Origin of the sequence: Microcoleus sp. N3A4 (assembly GCF_036701805.1) — a bacterium.
GTDB lineage: Bacteria > Cyanobacteriota > Cyanobacteriia > Cyanobacteriales > Microcoleaceae > Microcoleus.
Window position 1 is genome coordinate 39,683 of record NZ_JAUBRJ010000013.1, and the last position, 25,722, is coordinate 65,404.

The 25,722-nt window shown below is 46.9% G+C and carries 22 protein-coding genes; 13 read left to right on the forward strand and 9 right to left on the reverse strand.

The features are described from left to right. Positions 1-68: 68 nt before the first annotated feature. The 4 genes from QUA56_RS10215 to QUA56_RS10230 all read right to left on the reverse strand — a co-directional run bounded on the left by QUA56_RS10215 (position 69) and on the right by QUA56_RS10230 (position 6,202). Positions 69-1,760, reverse strand: a complete 1,692-nt coding sequence (locus QUA56_RS10215; RefSeq protein WP_333356660.1) for a DUF262 domain-containing HNH endonuclease family protein — start codon at positions 1,758-1,760, stop codon at positions 69-71. A gap of 158 nt (positions 1,761-1,918) precedes the next feature. After that, positions 1,919-2,989 (reverse strand): aromatic ring-hydroxylating dioxygenase subunit alpha, encoded by a 1,071-nt coding sequence (locus tag QUA56_RS10220; RefSeq protein ID WP_333356663.1) that lies wholly within the window; start codon positions 2,987-2,989, stop codon positions 1,919-1,921. Beyond that, positions 2,989-3,675, reverse strand: a complete 687-nt coding sequence (locus QUA56_RS10225; protein WP_333356665.1) for a class I SAM-dependent methyltransferase — start codon at positions 3,673-3,675, stop codon at positions 2,989-2,991. Before QUA56_RS10225 ends, QUA56_RS10220 begins: the two co-directional genes overlap by 1 nt. A 574-nt stretch (positions 3,676-4,249) precedes the next feature. Continuing rightward, a complete protein-coding gene (locus QUA56_RS10230) occupies positions 4,250-6,202 on the reverse strand; it encodes an FAD-dependent oxidoreductase (RefSeq protein WP_333356831.1) in 1,953 nt (650 codons plus the stop codon). A 258-nt stretch (positions 6,203-6,460) separates the two neighbouring features. Between QUA56_RS10230 and QUA56_RS10235 the strand changes: the two genes are divergently transcribed. The 5 genes from QUA56_RS10235 (at position 6,461) to QUA56_RS10255 (ending at position 13,069) form a co-directional block, all read left to right on the forward strand. Beyond that, the gene (locus QUA56_RS10235) at positions 6,461-8,140 is read left to right on the forward strand and encodes a N,N-dimethylformamidase beta subunit family domain-containing protein (RefSeq protein ID WP_333356668.1); all 1,680 of its coding nucleotides are present in this window, start codon (positions 6,461-6,463) and stop codon (positions 8,138-8,140) included. 532 nt (positions 8,141-8,672) lie between these two features. Further along, positions 8,673-10,160 (forward strand): CHAT domain-containing protein, encoded by a 1,488-nt coding sequence (locus QUA56_RS10240; protein WP_333356671.1) that lies wholly within the window; start codon positions 8,673-8,675, stop codon positions 10,158-10,160. A 70-nt stretch (positions 10,161-10,230) separates the two neighbouring features. Continuing rightward, a complete protein-coding gene (locus QUA56_RS10245) occupies positions 10,231-10,512 on the forward strand; it encodes a hypothetical protein (RefSeq protein ID WP_333356674.1) in 282 nt (93 codons plus the stop codon). A 6-nt stretch (positions 10,513-10,518) separates the two neighbouring features. Continuing rightward, positions 10,519-10,683 (forward strand): type II toxin-antitoxin system RelE/ParE family toxin, encoded by a 165-nt coding sequence (locus QUA56_RS10250; protein WP_333356677.1) that lies wholly within the window; start codon positions 10,519-10,521, stop codon positions 10,681-10,683. A gap of 295 nt (positions 10,684-10,978) precedes the next feature. Further along, complete coding sequence (locus QUA56_RS10255; protein ID WP_333356679.1) at positions 10,979-13,069, forward strand: hypothetical protein; 2,091 nt, start codon at positions 10,979-10,981, stop codon at positions 13,067-13,069. A 58-nt stretch (positions 13,070-13,127) separates the two neighbouring features. On the opposite strand, the gene QUA56_RS10260 is transcribed toward QUA56_RS10255, so the two are convergent. Genes QUA56_RS10260 through QUA56_RS10270 form a run of 3 tightly spaced genes read right to left on the reverse strand, consistent with a single transcriptional unit; the run spans position 13,128 to position 14,714 of the window. Then, the gene (locus tag QUA56_RS10260) at positions 13,128-14,072 is read right to left on the reverse strand and encodes a hypothetical protein (RefSeq protein ID WP_333356682.1); all 945 of its coding nucleotides are present in this window, start codon (positions 14,070-14,072) and stop codon (positions 13,128-13,130) included. Between the two features lie 9 nt (positions 14,073-14,081). Then, positions 14,082-14,459, reverse strand: a complete 378-nt coding sequence (locus QUA56_RS10265; protein ID WP_333356685.1) for a hypothetical protein — start codon at positions 14,457-14,459, stop codon at positions 14,082-14,084. Between the two features lie 33 nt (positions 14,460-14,492). Continuing rightward, positions 14,493-14,714: a hypothetical protein gene (locus tag QUA56_RS10270; RefSeq protein ID WP_333356688.1), complete on the reverse strand. Its 222-nt coding sequence runs from the start codon at positions 14,712-14,714 to the stop codon at positions 14,493-14,495. 690 nt (positions 14,715-15,404) lie between these two features. Between QUA56_RS10270 and QUA56_RS10275 the strand changes: the two genes are divergently transcribed. Together QUA56_RS10275 and QUA56_RS10280 are read left to right on the forward strand one after the other, a co-directional pair. Next, positions 15,405-15,542: a hypothetical protein gene (locus QUA56_RS10275; protein ID WP_333356691.1), complete on the forward strand. Its 138-nt coding sequence runs from the start codon at positions 15,405-15,407 to the stop codon at positions 15,540-15,542. Between the two features lie 194 nt (positions 15,543-15,736). Next, positions 15,737-17,809, forward strand: a complete 2,073-nt coding sequence (locus QUA56_RS10280; protein WP_333356693.1) for an iron uptake porin — start codon at positions 15,737-15,739, stop codon at positions 17,807-17,809. A gap of 190 nt (positions 17,810-17,999) precedes the next feature. Here the strand turns inward: QUA56_RS10280 and QUA56_RS10285 are convergent, their stop codons facing one another. Continuing rightward, the gene (locus tag QUA56_RS10285; protein WP_333356696.1) at positions 18,000-19,253 is read right to left on the reverse strand and encodes an FIST N-terminal domain-containing protein; all 1,254 of its coding nucleotides are present in this window, start codon (positions 19,251-19,253) and stop codon (positions 18,000-18,002) included. A 468-nt stretch (positions 19,254-19,721) separates the two neighbouring features. Between QUA56_RS10285 and QUA56_RS10290 the strand changes: the two genes are divergently transcribed. From QUA56_RS10290 to QUA56_RS10305, 4 genes are all read left to right on the forward strand, one after another. Beyond that, positions 19,722-19,958: a Calvin cycle protein CP12 gene (locus tag QUA56_RS10290; protein WP_333356698.1), complete on the forward strand. Its 237-nt coding sequence runs from the start codon at positions 19,722-19,724 to the stop codon at positions 19,956-19,958. A gap of 71 nt (positions 19,959-20,029) precedes the next feature. Further along, the gene (locus QUA56_RS10295) at positions 20,030-20,296 is read left to right on the forward strand and encodes a hypothetical protein (RefSeq protein WP_333356701.1); all 267 of its coding nucleotides are present in this window, start codon (positions 20,030-20,032) and stop codon (positions 20,294-20,296) included. A 436-nt stretch (positions 20,297-20,732) separates the two neighbouring features. Beyond that, on the forward strand, positions 20,733-21,353 hold the full coding sequence (locus QUA56_RS10300) for a DUF3177 family protein (protein ID WP_333356704.1): 621 nt from the start codon (positions 20,733-20,735) through the stop codon (positions 21,351-21,353). A gap of 136 nt (positions 21,354-21,489) precedes the next feature. Continuing rightward, positions 21,490-22,944 (forward strand): hypothetical protein, encoded by a 1,455-nt coding sequence (locus QUA56_RS10305; protein WP_333356833.1) that lies wholly within the window; start codon positions 21,490-21,492, stop codon positions 22,942-22,944. Positions 22,945-22,965: 21 nt separating this feature from the next. Here the strand turns inward: QUA56_RS10305 and QUA56_RS10310 are convergent, their stop codons facing one another. Continuing rightward, positions 22,966-24,360, reverse strand: a complete 1,395-nt coding sequence (locus QUA56_RS10310) for a transposase (protein WP_333356707.1) — start codon at positions 24,358-24,360, stop codon at positions 22,966-22,968. Between the two features lie 602 nt (positions 24,361-24,962). On the opposite strand from QUA56_RS10310, the gene QUA56_RS10315 reads away from it, so the two are divergent. Continuing rightward, positions 24,963-25,244, forward strand: a complete 282-nt coding sequence (locus QUA56_RS10315; protein WP_333356710.1) for a peptidoglycan-binding domain-containing protein — start codon at positions 24,963-24,965, stop codon at positions 25,242-25,244. A gap of 221 nt (positions 25,245-25,465) precedes the next feature. Further along, positions 25,466-25,681, forward strand: coding sequence for a peptidoglycan-binding domain-containing protein (locus QUA56_RS10320; RefSeq protein WP_333356713.1), 216 nt, complete (start codon positions 25,466-25,468; stop codon positions 25,679-25,681). Positions 25,682-25,722: the final 41 nt, after the last annotated feature.

Below are 25,722 nucleotides of genomic sequence, written 5' to 3' on the forward strand. Positions count from 1 at the left end.
TTTTTTACCGCAGATGGACGCAAATGGTTTTGTGCTGATTGACAGATAAGAGCGATTTGATATCAAATTCAATTATCCTCTAAGCGCCAAAGATTTTTGAGAACATTAATCAGCTCTTTCTGCCGTCGAGCGATTACTTCTGGCGTCCATTCCTGTTCCCGCAGCACTTGGGTAGTAAGTGCAAAGGGTGAAACACCTGTTTTAGTTGTGAAATACTTCTGTTTTTTCACATCAAAATCATAATTTTGTGCCCGATTGTTTTTCGCACGAGATAGTAAAACTAAGTTGCCAAGACGATGCACATATTGATCGCGTTCTTCCTGACTAGGAAACCACTTCACCCACTCACTATTAGCACCTGGATTCTGGGGAAGTACGTGCTCGACAGTAATGTTGGAGAAGTTGTAAGATGCTTCACCTTCTGACAGAGCAGCATCTAAGCGCAGCAAAACATAAAGACGAATTTTTTGAATTAGGTAAAGGTCACTATCGAGGACTCTAAGGATATTGTTTGACTCTTCAGGAGTAAACTGGAGCGGTGAATTGGAATTGAATAAATCTTCCTCTTGCTCAATAGCAGTAAGCAATCTGCTGTAACGTTCAATGCGCTCATTGATATTAGCGCGGACAATCATTAAACCTGCGGCAAGGCGGTCTAAAGCTATAAAGAAACGCACCAAATTATCGGGCTTATTACGGTTGCGAGATAGGTAGAGAATGGCAGGTGGTATCCAGTCAAAATTATCAATTTTGTTTAACCATTTAAATAGTTGATTAATTTCCTCTGCACGCGCCTCGCTTTCATAGGTTGAGTTGTGAATTTCCGAAAAAGCCTTAGCATAAGGAGCTAAAATTTCATCAATGAATTGCTGAGGCCCAGCCGCAGGATTGATGTTTTCCTGAAACTCTTTAAGGATACTCTTGCTAATTTTTTTCTTTTCCTTAATCATGCGAATATGAGAAAACAAATCTTTGAATAACTCGCGTCCCAGATTCTCCTCGGTATCTTCCCACTTTTTAGTATATTTTTCTTGTTGGCTTTCGGGTATTTTTCCGATAATGTCCGCTTTCAAGATATCAGTTATGGAGAGATCCAATCCCCTGTTGTTCAACACAGAAAATATCCGATACGCCGAGTCAAAGTCAGGCGTAGAAACCACTACTAAGAAGCACTGGGTAATGATGAACTGGGCAAGACGTATACGGTGGGATTCGGCGATAGTCTGCAAACGTTGCAAGAATAAATGTGCATTTTCTTTAATAAGCTTCTGACTATCCATCAGCTCAGCACTGTTGAATTCTTTGAGCTTGTAAATACCACCTTCATTTTGAATATATTCCTTAAAAAATTCTGCGTCTCGCTCGCGCAAAGTCAGACGGTAACGATTAGAGATATTCGCGATTAAGCTGCCTTTTTGGTATAGATAAGTGGTCAAGTCATTGGCGTGTTCTGTTGGCAATGATGCCCTGAGAGCAGCTAGTAGTATGGTGAGAGTCGTTAGACGTTGCTGACCATCTACAATTTCAGCGGCTGGCTGCTCCGATTTAATCAAAACAATGCTGCCGAGAAAGTACGGGTTGAGTTCATCAATCGTCTCGTTACCATCTCCCAAGAATGCTAGCAGGTCTTCCAGCAGTTCCCCAGCTTCCTCCTTTGTCCAAGCATAGGGACGCTGGTAGAGGGGAATGGTAAACATAAAGTCATCGCTAAAGATTTTTTTTATCGGATGTTGTTCACCCTTGATGCTGACACGGTTCATGCTGGAGTCCTGTGTTAGGTGTGATTGGTAATTGCTTCCCGAAAGTCAATTTTTCCTGTTGCTATAATACCATGCTAAAGCTTGGAAAGGCGAACTCTCAACTTAGCCTGTGCAGGCTGGTTCATTCGTCCCGCCGCAGGTTTTAATCTGATTCTGAATTATCCATTTTCTGCCTGACTTCTGATCAACTCTTGCACGCTGGCTAAAGCCCGATTTAATTCATAACTTTTTCTTTCTGAATTATGCAAAAAAGCCTGCTGTTCTTCTTCAATCATTAACACATCCTGCCGCACCAAACCATCTAATAACTTTTGAGCAGCACCGAACAAACTATCTTTAATAAATCTGCGAAACCAAACAGGCAATTTGTGCAGCCGCCAAAACGCATTTAATGAGGTAAAATGAATTAAATAAGCGCGAGTTGCTGTCTCGCTCACCGGACAAACCAAGCAGTAAATCTTAAAATCGCTCCCCAAAGTTGAAACCCAGTGCGGGTAAACGTAACTCACCTCCAGCGGTTCCGGGTGCAGTCGGCGCAGAGATTTAAAAAACAACTGAGAAATTGACCAAATTTTATCTATTTTGTAATAACTTTGTGCCTGATAGCGAGCAGTTACTTGATGCTTATCTTCTTCTAAAGTATCTAACACCGGATTTGCCCAAGCTTGCCAATCATCGTGCAAGTGACCGTGGTACATATCCATCAAATTTTCAATTAAAAATGAATAGTGTGCCTGACAGTCGATGACTGAAACTGTGGCAATATAATTGAGATGTTCCCACTCTGGCAAATCCAATAAATCTATTTTTTCGGCTTGCGTTTCGTCGCCGGGAAACAGCCAGATAAAACCGTTTTGTTCTTTGACTGGATAGGAGCGAATTTTGCAGTTAGGTAGCTTTTGATTTTCTGCTAAATAATCGACTTCGGCGCATTCTCCGCTTGCATTTAGCCGCCATCCGTGGTAAGCACATTCGATTAAATCGCCTTTGATTTTACCGTGGCTGAGTTTAACTTGTCGGTGCGGACATCTATCTTCTAAAGCGTTGATTTTTCCTGCACTGTCGCGGAAAAGTACGATCGCCCGATTCCAGATTTTTGCAGCGACGGGGTGAGTTTGCACCTCGGTGCTGCGGGCGATCGCATACCACCGATCGAAATTAATTCCCAACTGGCGGATGTGAGTTTTTTGTCCCCTTGCAGCTACCGATTGTATCGCGTTGTTTTGCATTACAAATGTTCCCAGATTACGCCCATAAAACAACCCAATTTTACAAAATAACAGCCGGGAAAGCAACGACCGTAAATCGTTTTAAATTGCCTTTCTGACAAATACCTGTCGCTAGCTAAATGTTTCAACCAGCTTGGCGACAGTCTAAATCTCAATAATCTTGAAGCAGTGCGAAATCCGTAGGTAGAACAGTCGGGAAGAAAATCTCTCGCTGCACCTACTATGTAGCCTATCGTAGCAGGTCTTTCGACTTCCGATATATTATCTAAAAAGACGATTTTTCCGTGCCGATTTAACAATTGTTTAATTACTGAGAGGGCGGCGGGGAGGTTGGGCAAGTGGTGAAAAGTTGCCGCACTAACTATTAAATCAAATTTGCGTTCTAACACTAATTGACTGGCATCCATTTGGATGTATTCGATATTGGGGGCTGAGCGTTTTTGACGGGCGATCGCCAGCATTTTTGCTGAAAAATCTACGGCGACTACACGATCGTAATACTGGGCTAATTCAAAAGCAAGAATTCCCGAACCGCAGCCAATATCTAATGCTGCACCTTTGCTGGCCGATAGGTTTTTAATAAAGAAATCATTCTGGCTTTGCAAAGTGGCGGCGAAATCGTATTCTGTTGCAAAAGCATCAAACATTACAGATTTATTGCGAATTTTGCAGTTACTGTTCAGCATCTATTATTGCTTTATACTCATTGAATATTTTAACTGCAGATGCACCCAGCTCAACGCAGATATTTTTTTTTCCAAGCTCTGCCTTTTCTTCTCAGCGAAACCACACCCACAAACCATAACTTATCTTAAAAAAAGAATGCAACTGTAGGAAGCCTCCAAACCCTTATTGAATCAGTCAGTCGATTTTAGATTTTAGATTTTAGATTTTAGATTTACTCCAGAAATGAATCTGGGAGGTTGAAGTAGGATAGCAAATTTTTATCTCTCCACGACAGGAGTACGTGGCACGGTATCCATTTTGGGGCGGGTCAATCGATTTTAGATTTTAGATTTTAGATTTTAGATTGAAGCATTGACCCCACGGATAAATTCGGGGGCTTGCTTATCGGATACACGTTTTTGATTTCTCCACGGATGAATCCGGGGGCTTGTATCCTGGATGCTTTCGGTCATTCCCAATTCTTCAAATCTCAAATCTCAAATCTCAAATCTCAAATGGTATGGCTGGGGCCGGGTTTCACCGAGAATAGCAGCCAATAATTGACGATTGATAAAACCCGCCCCGCTGCAAACCTTAGATTTTTAAGACGCCTTCGGGATTCACCGTCAAGAGCGATCGCCTCTGCAAACCCTCCTGATATAAAATAGCATTAGCGGCCAACAAACCGCTACTCACTGCCCTTTCCATTAAACCGCAAGGAAACGGCATTTTCACCCAATCTCCGGCAAACAAAAGATTGGGTACAGCGCAGCAAGTCTCCGGGCGTTCCGCATAACTACCGGGCGGATATCCCGAGAAATTCTTTTGATTTACCAATTCCCGGTGCAGCATATTTGCCTCTTTTAATTCCGGCACAATTTCGTACAATTCTTGCTCAAAAGTAGCGAGCAAAACTTCCTGATTCGGAAATTCCTTCTCCTTGTAACAATAAGCGTGCAGTTCCACAACACTACCGCCAGTTTTCTGATTCCACTCGATGAACTGATCCTGAATTCGGTGGTAAAGCGTGATGCTGTCAGTCAGTTTGTAGCCGGAAAGCGAACTGAAATTGCTGTGTTCCCAGGGAAATTCGCGATCGAACCAAAAACGGCTCACCGCAAACGGATCGGCTATTTTCAAACTCTCGATCCGCTTCTGCACCTGCGGATTCACCTCACCGCTAGCCAAACTAAACAAATGCTGCATCCCCGGAACATCCGCAGCAAAAACATAGTAATCAGCCTTCAATGTTTCTCCCAAATTTTGCGGCTGCGATTGGTTAACCGCTGCGGCCAACTGTACCTCATCTGCTTTTTTCTCAACTACCTTAAATCGAGGCAAATCCCGCTGAGCTGGCCCGCTGACTACTCGCCCTTCGGCATCAAAAACTGCCCCGTGACAAGGACAGTGAAATTGACCGTCGTTCTGTTTCTGAACAGTGCAGCCTTGGTGAGTGCAGCTCAGAGAAATTGCCTCTTTACCCGACGGTGCGGCGGCAAATACGCTGTCCCCTGCGCCGAAATATTCCGTAGAGTTGCTGTCAGTTAACAGCGCGTTTCGCTTCACCCAAAAAGGGATTTTACTTTGCACGTCTCCCGACTGGTAAGTCAAAGAATCAATCTTGCCGTTTTCCCAGCGAATCTCACTGACTGCAACATCTGTCAATACTTTGCCACCTTTGCTTTCAATGGATCTGGCAATAGGCTGCACCAAACTCGTACCCATATCTTGCCGCGTGCCGCTGAAGGCCAAACCCTCTGGATTTCCGAAAAAGTAAAAGTGGAAAAATTGCATTAATTCTCCCGCGCTCAATTCGTCGGGAGCGTTGAGGCTGGACTTAGCAAAAGGCAGAAAATACAAGTCATAAAGTCCGCGCGGAAATTCACCTTTTACCCAGTCGGCAACTGATATATTGTCGAGGCGATCGAAAGTTTTTTGAGTTTGAAAACCGCCGATTTCCCGAAACACTTGCCAGTGAGCGGGTTTTGTAAGATTGATTCCCCACTTGAGCCGATTGGGAGAAGATATCCCCAAGTCAACTATGTTCCAGGGAAAAGCTGAATGGTTGGGACGGAAAACTTCGGGTTTGTATTTGCCGTCTCGAAACACAACGGCGTAGGATTCTAAAGATACAAAGTTCTCGGTAATTTCTAGTTCTTCAACCACACTTTTGAGGTTGTAGTATTGCGGAAAAAAACCGTGAAAACCGTGTTCCATCATAAAAGTTTCGTTCCCGACTTGAATCGGCCAACTAGCAATTTTGCCGCCGAGTTGGGGCGATTTGTCGAGCAATGTTACGGCGAAACCCCGCTGGGACAATTCGTAAGCACAGGCGAGCCCGGCCAAGCCTGCGCCTACAACTGCAACGGTTTTGCGGTTATTCAGCATTCGCGGCAAGTCAATAGAATCTTGCACAAAAACGGTGGGCTCTGGCTTGGAAAATCGAGAGTAGCCCAGCAGCCCGCCGGCGGCACCGACTCCGAGGAATTTGAGGGCGGTTCTTCGAGAAACTGGTTGGGATAGCGGTGAATTGGGTGATTGACTCATCAGCGGTACGCGGTAACGGGCTTTGAACACAAGGACGCCATAAGGCATATATCATAGACCGAAAGCATGATATGTGAAGAAATACTAAGACGCATCCCCCCAGCGCGATCGCGATCCTCTTCGAGGGCTTCGCGATCGCACTTGATAGAGTAATCTCCGACACAATCTATCTAAGGTATGATATTTTTTGGGCTGATGTAAAGTATTCTTACGCCCGCTACACCGAAATCCAACTGTAAAACCCTATACTTATTAACCGTGACATTTAAACTATTGTGGAAATTGCGGCGCCGAGAGTTTCTTAAAGCTTTTTCGATCGGCTTAGCAGCCCCTTTTTTCTATAACAGCGCAGCACATTCTCAAGACTATTCAAATTCCCAAAAAAGTGCGCTCGCCACCAATCCCACAGCCAGAGAAAACCAAAAAGCCGGCACCGCCGACTGGGAGTTAGAAAATCCTGCCACCAAGCGAGAAATCGAAGGTTACGCCTCTTTGACCAGCGTCAATGTCGGCGGCGAAATTAAATTATTTGTCAACACGAAAGAACCCAATTATACCATAGAAATATTCCGCACCGGATGGTATGACGGACTCGGCGGGCGGCGGATGAACGACCCAATTATTCGCAAGGGAACCAGACAGCCTCCGCCGATAGAAGATGAAGCATCGGGACTGATAGAATGCAATTGGAAAGACCCGTATATTTTGCGAATTCCCGATCGCGCCGATGACTGGACAAGCGGCATTTATTTAGCCAAACTAACCGCCAGCCGAACCCGAAAGCAAAGTTATATCATCTTTGCAGTCCGGGATGACGATCGCAAATCAGACATTTTATTTCAATCCAGCGTCACCACTTATCAAGCCTACAACAATTGGGGCTACAAATCGCTTTACCGCTGGAACAGTCACGCAAAACAAGCCTACAAAGTTTCCTTTAATCGGCCCTATGCCATGAGTCCCAACCGCAAAGCCAGTTACGGCATAGGTGCGGGGGAATTTATAACAAATTTTCAGCCAAAAAGGAGAACTTCGAGCGCTGGTTGGGAATACAATATGGTCAGGTGGCTGGAAAAAGAAGGCTACGATGTTACTTATGCCACCAACATCGACACGCATTTTAACTCCCGATTGCTGTTGTCTCATAAAGCATTTTTGTCCGTAGGTCACGACGAATATTGGTCGCGAGATATGCGGGAAAATATAGAAGCAGCTAGAGATGAAGGCGTCAGTCTCGGATTTTTTGGTTCCAATATTTGCTATTGGCAGATCCGCCTAGAGCCCAGCCGGATTACCGACGAAGTAAACCGAACTGTAGTTGCTTATAAAGAAATGGCAGACTTAGACCCTCTGGGCGGATTGAAACAAAAAGTTGGCGCGGTTAATTCACCAGTAGAAATAGCGGTCGGCGGGCAATTAAACTACGGCATCGACAAACCAGAACGCGCTCAAATAGGAACAACTAATCATAAATATCCAGCACTTTATTCCTTAGTAACAACTCGCTGGCGAGACCGCACTGTCGGTAGTCCCGAAGATGCTTTAATCGGCGTTATGTACGAGACATTTCAAGTTAATTCTGATATTGTCATTGATGAAAGCGCCCCCGATTGGCTGCTAGAAAAAACCGAGTTAAAAAATGGCGAAAAATTGCCGGGACTGTTGGGTTATGAAGTCGATCGAATGTTTGGCAATGCCCCGAAAAATATAGTTCGCGTCGCCCATTCTCCATACCCTTACGGCGGCGGCACTCGGTATGCTGACATGACGGTTTATACAGCAGATTCGGGGGCGAAAGTATTCGCGACCGGTTCGATGCAGTGGGCTTGGGGATTGGACGATTACAATGCGCCGCAGTTGCGGCCGCCAGTTTTAAATGCCGGAGCTCAGCAGATAACGCGAAATGTTTTGGCAAAGCTGTTAAGTTGTGGTCATTAGTCAGTTGTTAATTGTTATTGGTTATTTGTAAGATGAATACGATCGGGTGGAAAAATTGGTTTTTATGGGCAGGATTGACGGCTTTTTTTTGTTGTTTACAAGTACCTGTTTCTGCTATAGCAATCCTCGCATCAGTCGCCTCTCTCGATCGAGACCAGAATCCTTGCAGTGCGAGCCAGAAAGCTCGCGTATAATGCAAGCAAATCATTTAGGATTGCTATAGGCATCTCTTGTTCCAAGGATACTCAGAAAAATTTTGTCTAAGCAGGGATGGAGCCCGCCGGAGTTCAGCTATTTCTCCGATCGAGATCGGCTGCTGCGGCCACATCCTCCTGCATAGCCCTCTATTCCTTTCTCAGCCGGAATAGGCGATTTTTATGCACAACTTCTGCATAATTTATAAAACTTTACATGAATCGCGAATTTCTTGGCGCGGGGACTCTGTGGGTGTTGGTGTCCACGCCCTAGGGCAGAGATTTGCGGTTTGTCTTGAATGCTATAATCGTGCCGCGATCGCCAGCACAGTCAAATATTGCCAGCCACATCCCAACTTTTGCCAACTGCTGCCGCCAACTGCGCCCTCAACCGCCCCAAAACCATGCACTACAAATCCCAGCAGCAACGCCAAAAACACGCGACTCAGAAAAAAATTAAAAAAGCTATTTTTTACTGTTTGACAGCAATATTTTTCTGCTGGAGCACCGCGAACCTCGCTACAATTGCCCAAAACACAGGCGAGGGCGGGCTTAACGGGCAAGAAATGAGAAATTTGCTCGATCGGGGAAACCTCACCGAAGCCGTAACCAAAATCGAACAAGACTGGGAAGAAGACTATCAAAAATACTTTGAACAAGACTTTGCAGCCCGTGCAAAAACCGCCCAAGCAATATCAAAAACTCTCTCCCGCCTAGCAGTTCAAACAAAGAAAAAACCAGCTTTAATTTACGCCATCCCGCGCACTGACCAACTAGAATTAATCTTAATATTGCCCGATCGCCCGCCAATTCTCCGCAGCGTCCCGGAAGCCAAACAAGAGAAACTGCTCTCAGTAGTCCAAGAATTCAGCAGCGAAATCACCAACCCCGTAAAAATCAACACCACCAGCTATCTAGAACCAGCACAACAACTCTACAAATGGATAATTGCACCTCTAGAAACAGATTTGCAAACAGCAAGAATTGAAACCTTGCTGTTCTGCGTCGGCGAAGGTTTGCGAACCGTACCGCTAGCAGCAATGCACGACGGACAGCAATTTCTGATTCAAAAATACAGCCTCGCCCGCATCCCCGCCTTCAAATTTATAGACAGCAATTACACCAACCTCAGAAACGCCCAAGTCCTAGCAATGGGAGCATCAAATTTTTCAGCAATGGCGGACAAAGAACCGCTGCCGGCAGTCCCGTTAGAATTGATCGCGATCGCCCGACAGTGGCCCGGTCAATCCTTTCTCAACGAAGATTTCACCCTAGTTAACTTGCAATCCCAGCGACTGCAACAAAAATACGGAATCATCCACCTCGCCACCCACGCTGAATTCCGCCCCGGAACCCCAAATAACTCCTACATTCAATTTTGGGACACGCAACTCAGACTAGATCAAATGAGAGATTTAAAATGGAACAATCCGCCTCTGGAACTGTTAGTATTAAGCGCTTGTAGAACCGCCTTGGGAGACAAAGAAGCAGAACTCGGATTTGCCGGCTTAGCACTGCAATCGGGAGCAAAATCAGCCCTCGCCAGCTTGTGGTACGTCAGCGATGCGGGGACTCTCGCCCTGATGACAGAGTTTTACCAGCAGTTAAAAATCAGCACCGCAAAAGACACTCCCATAATTAAAGCTGAAGCTCTCAGGCAAGCACAAATTGCTGCGCTATCAGGCAAAGTGACGATCGAAAACGGTCAACTGCGAAGTTCCCGAGGCGAAACTCCCTTGCCCCCGTCCATCCCCAAACTCGACAGCAAAGATTTATCCCATCCGTATTATTGGGCAGCTTTCAGCATTATCGGCAGTCCTTGGTGAATTCTGATTGAAAATGGCTAAGTTAAAATAACGTTATCCCTCCTCTAATGCAACCATTCTCCGATCGCATATGACCGAAGCCGCCACGATCAACACTCAACTCATCGATACCCTCACCCAAATTATCCTCGCTCTCACCGAGGAAGAGCGCCACATCCTCATCCATAAACTTCTAACTCCAAATCAAACTTCAGACACTACAAAGGCCGATCGAGAAACTCTTAAGCAGGAAATAGCGATCGGCGCCGGACAGCTTCAGACAGGACAATATACAGAGTACGATGACAATTCTCTGCCGAATCTTCTCCTCACTATCAAAGAACGCGGACAACAACGCCTAAAACAGGAGTAAGTACCTGTGAATCGTTATCGCCTTTCCCAGCAAGCGGAAAAAGATTTAGAAGATATATGGATTTATCTGGCACAGCAGGACGAACTTGGCGCCGATCTCCAAATGGTGCGATTGCTAGATCGCTTTCCCATGCTTGCCCAATTTTCCGAATATGGGGCGACAGCGAAATGAACTCCTCACAGGATTGAGAAGTTTTCCCGTCAAACCTTAGATTATTTTCTACATAATTCTCCCAGAGAGAGTCGAGATTGTGAGAGTCCTGCATCAATCGCGGGATGTAGAAGGACAATTTTAGCGATCGAGCCAAATGCCGACTTCTCGATCGCCTATCTTTCTGAACGTAACTCTTGACCGATCGAGGTGATAAACTGTACAACATATAGTAATTCAATGCCTGTAGCTGCAAAAAAACCACCTACCGCAAACCTTTCAGCAACATAGCGGGGGTCTTCAAGGGGAAAGAAAGATGAAAAAATTAGAATTTTTGCTACAGAAAGAAGGCGATCGCGCCTGGTTGCCCCTAGAAACCGCCGACGTGGAAATTCTAGAAGGTAAATACCGCGTGGTTGCTCGCATTCAGCACCCCAACACCGACATCGAAATTCGCGTCACCCATACTTCCTTCAACGAAGCGGCCCCACAGCGGAAAGTCCAAAGCCGATCGGCCCGCACCAACCCCGAAGGATTAGTCGTGATCATTCCCTACACCAGGCTCAAACCCGGAATGTGGGAACTTTCCTGCTTCCCAGATCCCAAATCAACACCCTTAAAACCTTGGCAGTACGGCGTTCAGTTGGAAGTATTGCCCGCAGAATCGGAAACCTCCGAACCCCTAGCACCGATCGACCAAACCGAACCCGCAACTTCCGCCGCAGCACCAAAAATCGCAGCACCGGTCGATCGCGCAGCCCCACAAATCGCAGCACCGGTCGATCGTCCCGCACCAACCCAACTCCCACCAGCCGATTCAGCACCGCAGCAGACCAAAATCTACCAATTCCCCATTCCCCAAACCCCCCAACCTAAACCGCAGGTCAAACTCGAACTCATCCTCGATCGAGAAACCTTCGTCACCCAACTCGGTCGCCCCTTAATCATTTCCGGTAAAATTGACATTCCCCAAACCCCCCAAAAAACCAGAAAAACAGCAACTCTCATCCCCGAATCGGAAGCGCTAGAACTCAAACAACTCATCGGTTCATCACAACTGCAAATTTACCTGCGCGACCCCCAAACCTCACAAATTCTCGCAGAAATCCAGCAGCCGATGCCAGAACAAGCTCTCCCCTGCATCTTTGCTTGCGTTACCTACATCCCAACCGAGTGCAAAAGCCGCCTAATTTTAGGAGAAGCAATTCTCAGCAGCGGCGGCGTCACCCTAGCCACCAAACTATTCACAATTACAGCCCGTTTAGAGCATCTTCTAGAGGCAATTAAAGACAATTTCATCGAAGAAAAGCATCAAGCCGAACCCTCCCCAACAGCCTCAAAACAGCCTCGGAGCCAAACAAATCTATCCTTTCTCAAGCTAGTAGAAAAATCCTTAGACTCTCCATCCCCCGCCGAATCTCCAACAAATGAACTCCTACCCCCTCAACTGAATTCCCGTCAGACTCCAAGTGCAGGCGGCCTAGAATTGCCAGCATTCGGTAACAAACTGCCCGACAGCAACCGATCGCAATTGCTCTCGGAAATATCCAATTCGCCTCAAACAGCCGCAGAGTCGATCGACCCACAAACCCAGCCTTTAGACCTCCCAAATCCCACTCAAACAGCGGAAATCCGGGCGATCGACCAAAAACCCGAAAACAGCCCCGAATTAGAAACAACCGCCCCAGAAACCCAGCCAGCACCCACAAAACAGGCATTTCAAACCTTAAACGTCGAACGTCGATTTTGGTCGCGACTGAGTTCCTTAGCCAGCAACGGCGAATCCCCCGACTGGCTCAAAGCAACCACCCTGTCGCCCACTGCAAAAGCCACCGCCAATAGCAGCGAAGCAATTGCCGTTGTGGAAGAAAGCAGCGCCACCCAGCAGCAATCCGAAACCGGCGAAACAATTTCCGACCCCCAATCCACCAGCCCGGAAGCCAGAGAATTTGTCGTTTTTGACGAACCCCCGCAGCCGAAACAAGTTGCTCAAAAAACCGCAACTGTCGCAGCAGAAGAAACTCCCCCGATTCCCTACGTTTTGCCAGAAGACGAGTTAGTACCGATGCCGATTTTGGAATTGCCGCGCGCCGAAATCCTCGCCGGCGGGCCCGTAAAAGTGCAAGTGCAACTCCCGGAATTAATGCCCCGGATTTATGTGAAAGTTTGGGTGTACGATCGACAAACCTACCTGATTCTCGACGGGCCGCGCTGGATTACCGAATTTAAAGCTAACGGGTTGGGAAACGTCCGAGCAAGTATCGAGTTAGAGATTCCCTACGGCTGCATGGAAGTCGAATTTGAGGCGATCGCCGTCGAAATGCAAACTCAGCGGGAAAGCCACAAAGTAAGCGTTCACCGCCAAGTTTTACCTCCAGCCGGGCCAAGTTTACCCCTCGAAGGGTAAGCCGAAATCCGCGTGCATCCCCGTTCATCCGCTGACATCTGCGGTTAAAAAATCCTACTTACTTCCCCGCCAACTGGCGAAACTTCTTCTTAAACTTATTCTTATACACGTAGATCGATCGCTGCCAATCCTCAACTTGCAGCGACATCTCGGCCTCCAAACCCGTGCGGTTCCAAACATCCTCCTGACACTTGCGGCGGCAAAAATTCATCGGTTCCGAGTAAACTTTCCCACTCGATAAAGTTGGCTTCGGGCCGCACCAGTGAATCACAGTCGCCTGAGTGCGATCGGCCGCAGGCCCGCTTTCTTCCACCGGAAACCGCTTTCTCACCAAATCTTGGTCAAAATCCGGCACCAACAACTGCATATCCACACTCTGCACCCGCAGCCGATTTTCTTGCGCCGCCCGGAAAATCATAAAGTTCAAAAACCCCATTTCTCCGTACTTAAATATCCCCGGATTTGCCGCCGTAAAATCTAAAATTTCTACGTATTCTTCCAAGCTAAAAACGCCGCGCTTTGCAAAAAAGGTACCGGTGCAGAAATAATTGGCTCGATCTTTCGACCAGTTAAAAGTGGGGAAATGCTTCTCAACGCCCGGAATGTCAAAGAAAAATTTTGAAATATCTGCATCAGAATTTTCCTGACAAGGTTGGTCTACAATAAAATCAAATTCTTGAAAATTAGCAAATTTGAGAACATCGCCCCAGACGATCGTATCGGCATCCAAAACCATAAAATTTGACCAAGGACTTTCCCAGAAAGCAATCATTTTAGTTTTGCCCCAACCAAAACTTTTTTTTCTGAGAACTTCTTCAGAAACGGTTCTGCGATCGATAACTCGCACCCCGTAGGACTTTTCCAAAGCACTCACAGAAAACGTACCGTCAATCAACAGACAAATCGGCACATCTCCCAGGAAATATCGGATGCTAGCACAGCAACCCTTAGCAAACAGATAATCCTGGTCGCAGCAGGCAATAATAATACCAAAATCTTCCATAAACCCTCACTATTTTACTAACTTGCTTAGCCACAGCGTTGCGGTTTTTTGTTCTGACAGCAGCTCGATTTTCAAGTTTTGCATTGTCGCCAGCTTAGCACTAAACTTTTGCGATCGCCCGCCGACAAAAACATCGCTAAAACCGCTAGGAATATTGGGTATAGTTGGTTTCGCCTGACTGCGCGCTTCCGGGTAAAGCAACACCAATTGCAGCCGCACTTTCGGTTCTAACAAATGACTCGTTGACAGTATATTTCCCAGACTGACTTCCGAGATATCACTGACAACCAGCGGCTTTGCGGCACGATCGATCCTGCGAGCAATTTCGGGATTTTCAAATGCCCCATTGCTTAGTCCACCAAGTCTCGGCTTGAGAACTAACTGCATTCGACAGCACCCCGCCCGTTAACAGTACAACTGTCAGAACTTTCCACATTTGCCGTTTCCAGCTTGGCACAGCGCGCTAATTTTAGTCGCTAAAAGGTAAGCAACAGCGATTTGCATCCCCCAATAAGTCGGAAATAGGTAGCGAGTTTTAGTCGATCGGATTCCTCCCAATATAACATCCGGCAGCACGACTGCCAGTGCTGTCACAGCCATCACCGCCAACACAAACAGCCAAACCTGGAAAGCTCGTCTCATAACACAGAAAATAAACTGCATACCCTACGATTGCCAATAAAATTAAACTTCTGCTATTTGTTAGCAAATTACGACTGTCCTGGATGCAGTCCTTACTCTCATAAACTGGGTTTTTTAACTTCGATCGAGGGCATAGGCGCAAGTATTTTTCTGCCTCTAAACCAGTTGATGCGTAAGGGAATGCAGGACAATTAAGGGATACTTTGGCAGTAGCATAAATCACATAGAAAAGGTGCTTTCAGATCGGGAAGCTGTGCCAAAAAAATAACTGGCTGTGAAATGCCTTCGCAGCGAGGCAGCAAAACTCTAATTTTAGGTAGCAGACATTCAGTCGGTGGTCGCTGCCAGACCACAAAACAATGGTGTTAAGATAGCGGCAAATAAAACCCGGCTACGAACCGTCTAAAAAATGGCATCGCGCTGGCAAGTCCCGGCTGCTGGGGGCATCAAAAAACCCAAATTACTCAAGCCAGAAATTTGGCTGGGACGGGGTAAATCTACCAGTATTTAGCCGTCCGTTGCCCACTACCGGCGGGAAAATAGCCCCTTGCGGGCAGCGAGGGTTAAAGTTAGGTTAAAAAAAAACTTGACATAATAGGATAGAAAGCTGTATAAGGGATGCGACAAGCAGCTACAATCTTACCTATAACTGTCTGTTAAGTCTGGCGTAACCAAGGATTACGGGCAGTTGTGAGTTTGAGGAAGATTGCGATCGAACCCGGAAAACCAGTTGTCGATCGTCCGCAGAGCAACTCAAGCTTGTCTGGCGATCGAGAGATGAAATTAGCAGGTGATGGTATAATCAACTGTAATGTAAAGTGGGCTTGACCTGAATTGATGCCTGGGCCGTACAAGGGGCCAGCCCCCTACGTTCTTGCAGGAACTAGACACGCCTACTGTGAATCAACAGTTATGGATAGGTTGTATTTTGGCAGTTATTGTCAACAGGCAAGCAACCACAAAAATTAGCAGTTGGGAATTGCTGCTCGTCGAGTTGAATAGAGTGTGAAGGTGTGAGGAAAATGAACAGAACTTTGTGGAATTTACTGCTAGTATCCCCGGCAATTCTGGGTCTATCATCAGTCGTCAGTACCGCTGCGATCGCAGCAGAAGCTCCAGCAACCGCTGAAGCCAACCAGCTAGCTAGAACTCAGTCATCTGAGTCAAAAATTGCAGAAATAGTTGCAGAACCAGTTGCAGAAACAGTTGCAGAACCAGTTGCCGCAGCCCCTGCGACCCCAGAAAAGCTGGCTTTAAACAGCAGCGCAGAGGCAGCCCAAACCCCGGTCGCCAACTCCGCAGACGCTGAAAAACTGGCTGCAATCGAACCAGACACCAGCGCGGCAGCACTGCAAACAACAGGGAGCGACATCGAGTCAGCAGCCCCAAGCGCTCCCGCCAGCACAGCAGCAGCGACTGAACCCCTGGCAGCAGCAAGCACAGCCGCACCGTCGCCCCAAGCATCAGACTTGGCCGTGCAAAGCAGCCAGACAGACACCGCTGGGAAAATTGAAGTGCCAGCAGTAGCCAGCACCCCAGCTACTACCCCAGCTACTACCCCAGCTACTAAGGTAGAAATTGCTCAGACAGTACCCGGAGGAATGGGCGGCCCGATCGTCCCAGCAGCTCCCCAAGCACAGCCGACTCAACAGTCGGGAACAATGTCCCAAGTGACATCTGTCTCTCAGCTCTCCGACGTGCGGCCGACAGATTGGGCATTCCAAGCCCTGCAATCCCTAGTCGAACGCTACGGTTGTATCGCAGGCTATCCCGACGGCACCTACCGCGGCAACCGCGCCCTGACTCGCTACGAATTTGCAGCCGGCGTCAACGCTTGCTTAGACAAAATAACCCAGCTAATTGGGTCAACAGGTAACTTGGTCACCAAAGACGACTTAGCCATCCTGCAACGCCTGCAAGAAGAATTTGCAGCCGAACTCGCTACCCTGCGCGGACGGGTAGACGGCTTAGAAGCTCGCACCGCAGAACTCGAAGCCAACCAGTTCTCCACCACAACCAAACTGGCAGGAGAAGTCATTTTTGCCGCCAGCGATACCTTCGGAGATGGTGTCGGCCTTAACGACGACAAAACTGCCACCAACCTCGGCTACCGGGTGCGGTTGAACTTCAACACCAGCTTCACCGGTCGAGACTTGCTCAGAACCCGCTTGCAAGCTAGAAACATCGCCAACTACGGTACAGCCAATACCGCTGGTACGAACATGGCTCGTCTCGCCATCGACGGCGATGACGGCAACCAATTCTCCCTCGATCAATTGTGGTATCGCTTTCCAGCCGGGAATGCTACAGTCTGGTTCGGCCCGAGAGGACTGAGGCTCGATGACGTTGCCGAGCTGACGGCTCCCTTGGAAAGTAGTGGCAACGGTGCTCTCTCCAGGTTTGGACGTTATAACCCAGCAGTGTTCCGCGGTCCCGAAGGAGCTGGTGCTGCGATCAAATACAACTTAGGCCCCGTGAGAGCCACCGTAGCTTATCTTGCTTCCGACGGCGACGCTCCCAACCCAGCCGACGGCAGGGGCGTTTTCGACGGTTCTTTCAGCGCTTTGGGCCAGCTCAACTTAAATCTGGGCAAAGCATTTGACATTGGGGCAGCATACACCCGGAAATACAATCGGGGAGGCGATGTTGGCATCATGGGCGGCACCGGCAGTTCTTTGGCTAATCGTCCCTTCGGTCAATCAGCCACTGCATCAGATAACTTTGGGGTACAGGTTAACTTCAAACCGAGCCAGCGCTTTCAGCTTGGCGGTTGGTACGGTTACACCAAGGCTGAACAACTGCGGGGCGGCGACAATGAGGCTACCATCCAGAATGGTGCTGTTTTCTTGGCGCTGCCAGATTTTGGTAAGCCTGGGAACCTCCTCGGTTTGATCGCCGGCGTACCGCCAAAAGTTACTGAGAGCGATCTCGGCAGAGACCGCAAAACCTCTTATCACTTAGAGGGTTTCTATCGCTTCCAAGTTAATGACTTTATTTCGGTGACACCGGGCGTTTACGTGATTCTGAATCCGGAACACAACAACAACAATGACGATATCTGGGTAGGAGTCCTGCGGACTACCTTTAGTTTCTAAGGTTTCCAGACATAGTTAGAGCTAAAAGCGGCAGGAAACTGCCGCTTTTAGTGTTTGGTTATTTGTGATTTGTTATTTGTGATTTGTTACTGGTTATTGGTTATTGGTTATTAGAACAAACAACAAACAAATAATAACTGACTACTGACTACTGACTACTGACTACTGACTACTGACTGCTGACTGCTGACTATGAATTTTGGCGGCAAATCCCGAATACGGAGGTGTAGCCGTGCAGAAAGGTGCTGCCGCCGACGGGACCGATTTCGCCGTTGCAGAAAAAGCCGCTCAGAGGGATGTTTTTGAGGTATCGGCCAAACAGTCGGGAGTCAAAGTTCGACTGGCCGTAAAGTCCTTCACCGCGCCCCAGACAAGAGAACATCAAGGCCCCGGCACTGGATGTACCGCTGTACTCGGCGGCCCGCTGATAGCGATCGAGCAGCATTTCTAGGTCTTCTGCAGAGGTGCGGGCGTCCCGCAGGTGAAATTGGATGCGCTGTCCGGGACGGACTCGATCGCCGATCGCAATTGCTCCCACTTTCGGATCTACTCCCAACAGATTGCGGATTAAAAAATCTCCCGGCTCTAGTTTCAGCTTGAATTCATCGCTGACTAAGCCTACAAATAACGAGTGCTGGGCTAATTCTCGGTCTGCTTCGCTCAAAGTTTGAACTAACTCTCGCAGGGCCTCTAAGGGCGATCGCTCGATGCCCCCACTGCCGATATCGTCGGTTTGTTCTTCGAGTTTCAGCAGAATATTGCGCTCTCCTTCCGTCACCCGATAAGGCTGCCCGATCGGCCGGCAGCCTTGAGCCACTATTGTTTCCAAAACTATATTGCCGCTCAAAGCTACCCCAACCGTCCCTTCTCGGTAAAGCTGATAGTCGCAAAACAGCGCTGCGCCCCTGCCCGCACCGTCCCCGCCCGCGAGCCCCCCTACCTTTGCCGCACCCGGATAGGCATAATCTAACCCTTGCAGCAAATCGTTAATTTTTGCGGAAAATGGGTCAGCCAAGATGATGAACTGCGGTTCTTCCCGGGCCGGCACGCCCAAGAGATCCACCCAAGTATCCGGGGGACTGTCTAAGTCCGGTAGTTCTTCTGCACCGACGTGAAAAGTTCTGACGTTCACTCCCGGCAAGCGGGCCAGACTCAGGCTGACTGCGGGAGATCCCTCGACTTCTTCGGTGAGGCCGCCCCGGTTCGTGCCGATGACTCCTCCCCCGCCGCAGCCCAGGATCGCGGGCACCGGCAGCAGTTCTCGGAGTAAAGGCATCAGCCGTGAATACTCGCTGGCAAAGGCAGACGAGATAAATATCAGGGCTAAATCGGCGGGGCCTTCTAAGGTTTGATTGGCTTGTTCTATAACTTCTTTGAGGGCGGATTCCAAAGAGGGACGGGTTGATAAAGCGCTGACCCACTGCATTTGGTTTTGGCTGTACATAAGACGAACTTCTCTATAAAACTATCTCTATACATTAGGCTAACCGGAACTGGCCGCTGGCGGGACGGTATTCTTGGGCGATCGATTCCCCCAGAAGGCGGTTCTTGTGTTAACATAAGTTAACATGAGGCTCGAATAAATCTGTTGAGTGTTAAATGTCGTCTTCAGCTAAATCTTAAAAGATAAAGCTCAATACAGTTTGACACGCCAACTTCATGTAATGTTTTCATCAAAAGTAAGGTCAGATCGACCTACATTGATGTCTGTGGACTAGAACCCGCTAACGGGATAGAGTAAAGCAGGAAGTAAAGACGCCTGCTGCAACCGCAGTTTTGGATGGTTTCTATCTCGGCTGCTGCAACAGCAGCGCATCTCCAGCTAATAGTAGCTGGGTAGCCAGACCGAAACTGCCAATCAAAAACAAACTAACATCCAAAAAGAAAACCTTTCTTACTTAATAAGGTGACTATGACAACAACACCCGCGGGCAACATCCAAGAAAAAATTTCAGAAGAACTAGAAAGCGCTCGTGTCGTCTGTGACACCAAGGGCGCCACTTCCGGGGAATGCGCGGCGGCGTGGGACGCAGTTGAAGAACTGCAAGCAGAAGCTTCCCACCAAAAGCAAGTCAAACCTAAGAATTCCTTTGAAAAGTATTGCGACGACAACCCTGACGCTGCTGAGTGTCGCATCTACGACGAATAAACGAGCAATTTAGCTCTACGCCTTCCCTCCCGCGCCTCCATCTAACTTTGGGCGCGGGAGGATTTCACTGGTTGAGCCTCCAAGTAATGGCGAGATTTTCCCTCTATCCTGTATCAAATACGAAATTTGAAAGCGCGCCAAGTCAATTTGGCAATCCTTGCAGCAGCAACTGGAACATTAAGCAGCGTGTTCCGGTTGCTGCTTTTTTGGCGTTGCATAATTGCGGGATGATTGTGATTGTTTTGTGGGATGGGCTCTCGTATCCCGAAGGCGTGTATTTCAAAGCAGGCGGGACACCCCACAAGCATCATCCTAATTGTGCAACGCTGATTTTTTAGCATTTTTATAGAAAAGACTGGAGGCGGAAAACGATCGAGACTTTAGTCGGCTTGACTTGAGCGGCACTTCTGGACTTGGGTCAAGAGTGTTCGCGAGTCTTGTACTAGGCGTGATACGATCGTTGTCGTAGGTTGAAAATTGAGTATAACTAGACAACGTAAAAACTCGCCCTCTTATTGAGTGGGCAGTCACGCTTAACGTTGTTGCAGTCTAGGAAAACTTGGATTTGAACAAAAACCTAACTACATAAAGACAACCGATCGAGTACGGTAGGGCATACCGGAATTCACGCTTGGGGAGAAGACACCTTTACTTAGGCTGGAGAAATCCTGTCGCAAGCAAGTGACTTCGCCCAAGCAAGAATCTCTGTCACCAAAAGTGCACAGAGTGTCAAAGTAGAATTTGTCATAAATAAGTGAGTATATTTTCCCAAAGATGTTGAGTCTTTTATTGGCAGCCACCGGGCCTTGGTTTCAACCGCTAGTTTGGATGGATTACCGGTTGTCTGTGTTATTAACAATTTCGATCCCGCTGGTAGTTCTGATTTGGGCTGTTTTTGCAAAAGCTGAGGCGATCGTCCGTTTGTCGATTATTTATTGGCGGGTGGCGAGTTTGCTGGCTATTACACTTTACCTGATGATGGCTGCGCTGCCTGTTAGCTTTGTGTCGTCGGTGATGGGGAGGGCTTTGATTCCTGCTTGTCTGTGGTTTTGGCAGGATTTAAACGAAGAAATTGCCGATCGCCCGCAGTCGCCTTTGAAGTTAGCCTTTACAGCTTGGCGGTGGGCGATTACTGTTTACAGCGGTTTGGGCGCGATCGCTCAAATTCCCTTCTTAAGCTGTGCCTTTAAATCTCAAATTCAGGTAATTGACGAACCTTTTTGCCGCGTTTGGTTAGACCCGCCTTGGCTTTACAAAGAGATGTTTCACGCTACAGCAAACCCTCAATTTTTGGGATTGTTGGGTCTGATAGGTTTAGCAATTTATGTAATTTACTTGTCATACTTTGTGCTAATTCGACTGGGAAAACAGGGGAGGTCAGCTACCGGAAATTAAGTGATTTTAAGTAAGTATTTGCCTCCTAAATTCTAGCTAAAGTCTTCAACAAAAAACTCAAAAATCCCAAATCAAAAAAGCCGGGGCACATCTACGAAAAAATCAAACTAACAACAGGACCGCTGGCGTGACAGTAATGTTATTGGAAAAGACTGTGATGGATAGCAAACAGGCATACTTACAGTGCTTAGAAAGGCTGACTTGGGCGATCGATCGCCTGGACGCAAAAGTCGAACCAACTGAACTCGCTTGGATTGCCGAACTGATAGTTCAGCCGATGATGGGGCCCTGGCGGTTTTTTCACACTCCCGAACATATTTTTGATGTGGGGGGAAATGAAGACGCGATCGAGGTTTTGGCAGCTTTATTTCACGATACCGTCTACGTGCAAGTCGATCACAGCATTAACTTTAACGTCAGCTACTACATCACTCCTGTTACAAAAGAGGTGAACAAACAGCTACAAATTCGGGAGGAATCTGAACTTTCTGCGGATGCTATTTTCGAGATGGTAATGCTGGTATTCGGTTTTGTACCGGGGGAAGTGCTCAATCCTTTCACAGGACAAAACGAATTTCTCAGCGCTTTGGTAGCAGCAAAAGCTCTAGAACCATTTCTCAAACGCGAGCAATTGCTTCAAATTTCAGCCTGCATTGAAGCCACAATTCCGTTTCGTTCCGCCGAGTGGGGAGTAACGGTAAGCCAGCACCTTTATGACCGCTTGCAAGCAATAAATAGCCTGTTTAAACTCAGTTTGACTGACGAGGAAATGCGGGAAACGGTGAAAAAAGCTGTGCGAATTTCTAACCGGGATGTGAGCAGTTTTGCTCACCAGAGTTCAGCCCATTTTTTGGCAAATACCTGGAATTTACTGCCGGAAACCAATCACAATCTCACCTCCTGGGGTTTTTACACGGTTCGCGACTACCGAGTTGCTTTGCTGAAGATGGAAGGTTTTCTGAACAATCTCAAGCCAGAGGTGATTTTTCGGCAGTTTCAGGGATATCCAGACGATCGCACCTATCAGCGCTGGGAAACTACTGCTAAGTACAATCTTGAAATTGCGAAGCTTTATTTGGGGTCGAAACTGGCTGCTACCGCCCTGCTGGAAGCTCTTGCTTCGGGTTTTGGACTCGATGTCTCTCTGGCGATGATGATGGGAGAACTTCCGGATCGAACTACTCGATGTATGCGCCTGGAAAGCTTTTTTCCAGAAATAGAAAAACCTTACAAACCTAAAAGTGGTTTAGAAGCGGAAGTATTGAATTTATTAGAAAATGGGCGGGCAAAAAGCATTTCTAATACCGATTTGGAGAACTCGCCGCTGACAACGTTTGTGGTGAAAATTGTTGGTTTTGACGAAATGCGCTATCAGTGCGATCGAGCTAAGGAATTTTTTAGGCAAAATCTGGACGCCGACGGCTTTATTTCGGACTTTAACCCGATAGTTACAGAAATTGTTATTGATTCAATTGTCAAGTTGTTTGACAGCCGCAAATCTACTATCTACCGATTCTACGATATCACTTCTAAGTTAAAGTCCCAATCCCAGACCAATTTTCCGCAACGCCCTTTTCTATCAAATGGTTGACTCGCTGTGACATCTCCCACATCAACTGAGTACAGTATGATGTGGGCTTCTTGCAGCCCGATGAAGGGTATGCAAAATTTCCTTCACGGTACTGTCATCCATAGTTCCTACTACAGAAAGATTCCCGTTACGGCGTTTTATACTGGGGAAAATGTCCAACCCCAGTTTCTTCAAGTTAATCGCGGCATTTATATCACGATCGACCATTAAAGAATGTTGTTCATCCCAATATTCTCGAATATTACAATCTGCGAAAACAATTTCATTCCGATAGCACAGAAGCATTGAGGTGTATGCAGGTTTTTGCGAAACGACGACTGATCCAGCTTTTTCGGCTATGTATTCCAGCGTCTTAAAGAATTGACCAAATGCAGCATCCAACCAAGACTTATTTAGTCCTGATTTGGCTGATTGACCGTTCGGTAGGTAAGTCCCCTCATCATCTTGCTTAACTTTATTCCGTTTTGTTAAGCTCTTGAGATTTAAGTCTTCGTGAAAATAGAACTTAGCGCCTGACCTCACAAGCTTGTGAGCCGTCTTATAGTGGAAATCTTGACGAGAACGAGCTATTTTTTGGTGCTGTTTAGCTTCTTTTTTGGCTAATTTGCGCCTAGCTGCTTTGCCTCGTTTCCGCTTGTTCCGCTTTCTCGAAATACGGTCTAACTTGGCTTGATTTTTGCGAAGTGGTTTTAACGAGGGTAGCTTTTCACCTGAAGAGGTTGCCAAATAAACATCTTCGTGCAGCACTGCATCCAAACCCACTGAGTTATCCCATGTAGGGTTAACCTTGTCAAAAGTGAATTCGGGAACAGAAGCATCTTCAAGCATTAACTGAATAAACCAACCATCAACCTTCTTAGTAACACTAGCTTGCTTGATGGTAAATCCATCAGGGATTGAGCGGTGCATCCGAACTTTTACGACACCTAACTTTGGCAATCGAACATACATCCAATTCTTGCGAACCAGTTTAATCCAATCACTGTTAGCCGTCGAAAAAATCATTGTGCGATAATCCGCTTCAGTCTTGAATCGGGGTTTACCCGATCGCCCACCCTTGCTGTCCCCAGCGATCAACCGTTCAAAGGCTTTATCTACTCGCTTAGAAACATCTTGCAAGATGGTTGAGTCTACTTGTTTAAAATCTAGTAGCTCACCACTATGAAAGACTTTTACTAAATCCTTTTTAATAATCGGCAATTGTTGTTTTTGTGAGTAGTAGTTGGGTTTTTCCCTAGGCGCAGAGATACTAACAATCAACGGACAAGCATTTACAGTAGTGCGGTTCATTTCCCACCAATCAAAACGATCGCCTAGCTGGCGATTATACCAGTAACGGCAAATCCTTAGCCAATGGTTAAGAGTTAGCTTTTGCTTGATGTCGGGATCAAACTGATACTGATATGTTGTCTTCATTGCGTTACGATTTTTACGCATTTATTATTACGAAAATACCAGAAAATCCTCTACATTGTCAAGCAATTGAATAATTATATTAAACAGTAAAATTAATTTATTAAATAAAGATGTTGTTCGTCTTGTCATCCACCCGTTCACGGTTCAAAACTGTATATTGAATTGGTCAACGGGTGGAATCCTCACCTCACACGACGAGTCATCCCACACTAATCGAAGCGATATAGTGTGGGGATTCCCGTCTGGTCAGCTAAAAGTTGATAAAAAATGGAAATTCGCTGCTGTTTGCCTTTGATATTGTTTCCGGTTGCACCGGAATTATATAGAGGACACCGCGAGAGCCTTAGTCCCTACCCCGATTAATTGTAGGGACTAAGGCTCTCGCGGTGTCCTGACTGTGGGTAACATTAATTCCGATGCTACCGGATTTGATATGACAATTACTTTGTACAAAACGGATTTGATAGCGGGCTGTCACTCATCTGAGCTACCCCAGACAAGCGTCACTATAAAAAGCGACTGTTAAAGCACTTTCCCCCACAGCTACAACTGGGGAATAGCAAGTTCAAACAACTTGCAAACCACTAATCCCCAATCAAACCATGCAAACCACAAATTCAATTTACGCTCAATTACCTATTTGCTCTTCACTCCCAACACTGCAACGAAATAATAGCACCGCTGCCAATCAAAACGTGCGCTATCTCCAACAATCCTTAGTTAAAAAGGGAGATCCCCTAACAACAGATGGATTCTTCGGCACAAAAACTGAACAAGCAGTCATCAAATTTCAAAAGCAAAATAAGATTGCTGTTGATGGCATTGTCGGCCCGAAAACTTGGAGTCTATTAGGCGCTTGTTATACGGGTGAACCCGGATGTTAAATCCAAGTTAACTAATCCTAGGCGCACGGGTAGCAAGAAACTGGGTTTTTTCACAGGAATACTTCCTTTACGCCCCCAGAAACGCTAAAAAACCTGGTGGTTGAGCGAAGCCAAAACCTCGTTTATGCTCGTCAAAAGTGCATCCAGGACTATTAATTAACATCTTTTCCGCACTTCTGTGCTTTTAAACAACTTGCAAACAACCAATGGAGAATCAAACCATGCAAACCACAAACGCAATTCGCATTGAATTACCTTCCTGCCGTTATTTTCCCCTACTCAAACGCAACGATGCCGTCACCCAAAATGAGGATGTCCGTTACCTCCAGCGGCTCTTGAGCGCCAGCGGATTTTCTGTAAATACTGATGGAGTATTTGGCGCAAAAACCCAACAAGCCGTCATTAATTTTCATTCTTCAAAAACAAATTCTTGCTGATGGCATTGTCGGCCCCAAAACTTGGAATAAATTCGGCGTTT

Coding starts and splice junctions, on each gene's coding strand:
- QUA56_RS10265 (WP_333356685.1), bottom strand. CDS start 14,459: ATGCAGTTAGTTCTCAAGCCGAGACTTGGTGGACTAAGCAATGGGGCA.
- QUA56_RS10305 (WP_333356833.1), top strand. CDS start 21,490: ATGTTATTGGAAAAGACTGTGATGGATAGCAAACAGGCATACTTACAG.
- QUA56_RS10285 (WP_333356696.1), bottom strand. CDS start 19,253: ATGTACAGCCAAAACCAAATGCAGTGGGTCAGCGCTTTATCAACCCGT.
- QUA56_RS10310 (WP_333356707.1), bottom strand. CDS start 24,360: ATGAAGACAACATATCAGTATCAGTTTGATCCCGACATCAAGCAAAAG.
- QUA56_RS10280 (WP_333356693.1), top strand. CDS start 15,737: ATGAACAGAACTTTGTGGAATTTACTGCTAGTATCCCCGGCAATTCTG.
- QUA56_RS10300 (WP_333356704.1), top strand. CDS start 20,733: ATGTTGAGTCTTTTATTGGCAGCCACCGGGCCTTGGTTTCAACCGCTA.
- QUA56_RS10270 (WP_333356688.1), bottom strand. CDS start 14,714: ATGAGACGAGCTTTCCAGGTTTGGCTGTTTGTGTTGGCGGTGATGGCT.
- QUA56_RS10225 (WP_333356665.1), bottom strand. CDS start 3,675: ATGCTGAACAGTAACTGCAAAATTCGCAATAAATCTGTAATGTTTGAT.
- QUA56_RS10245 (WP_333356674.1), top strand. CDS start 10,231: ATGACCGAAGCCGCCACGATCAACACTCAACTCATCGATACCCTCACC.
- QUA56_RS10215 (WP_333356660.1), bottom strand. CDS start 1,760: ATGAACCGTGTCAGCATCAAGGGTGAACAACATCCGATAAAAAAAATC.
- QUA56_RS10290 (WP_333356698.1), top strand. CDS start 19,722: ATGACAACAACACCCGCGGGCAACATCCAAGAAAAAATTTCAGAAGAA.
- QUA56_RS10255 (WP_333356679.1), top strand. CDS start 10,979: ATGAAAAAATTAGAATTTTTGCTACAGAAAGAAGGCGATCGCGCCTGG.
- QUA56_RS10320 (WP_333356713.1), top strand. CDS start 25,466: ATGCAAACCACAAACGCAATTCGCATTGAATTACCTTCCTGCCGTTAT.
- QUA56_RS10315 (WP_333356710.1), top strand. CDS start 24,963: ATGCAAACCACAAATTCAATTTACGCTCAATTACCTATTTGCTCTTCA.
- QUA56_RS10230 (WP_333356831.1), bottom strand. CDS start 6,202: ATGAGTCAATCACCCAATTCACCGCTATCCCAACCAGTTTCTCGAAGA.
- QUA56_RS10260 (WP_333356682.1), bottom strand. CDS start 14,072: ATGGAAGATTTTGGTATTATTATTGCCTGCTGCGACCAGGATTATCTG.
- QUA56_RS10220 (WP_333356663.1), bottom strand. CDS start 2,989: ATGCAAAACAACGCGATACAATCGGTAGCTGCAAGGGGACAAAAAACT.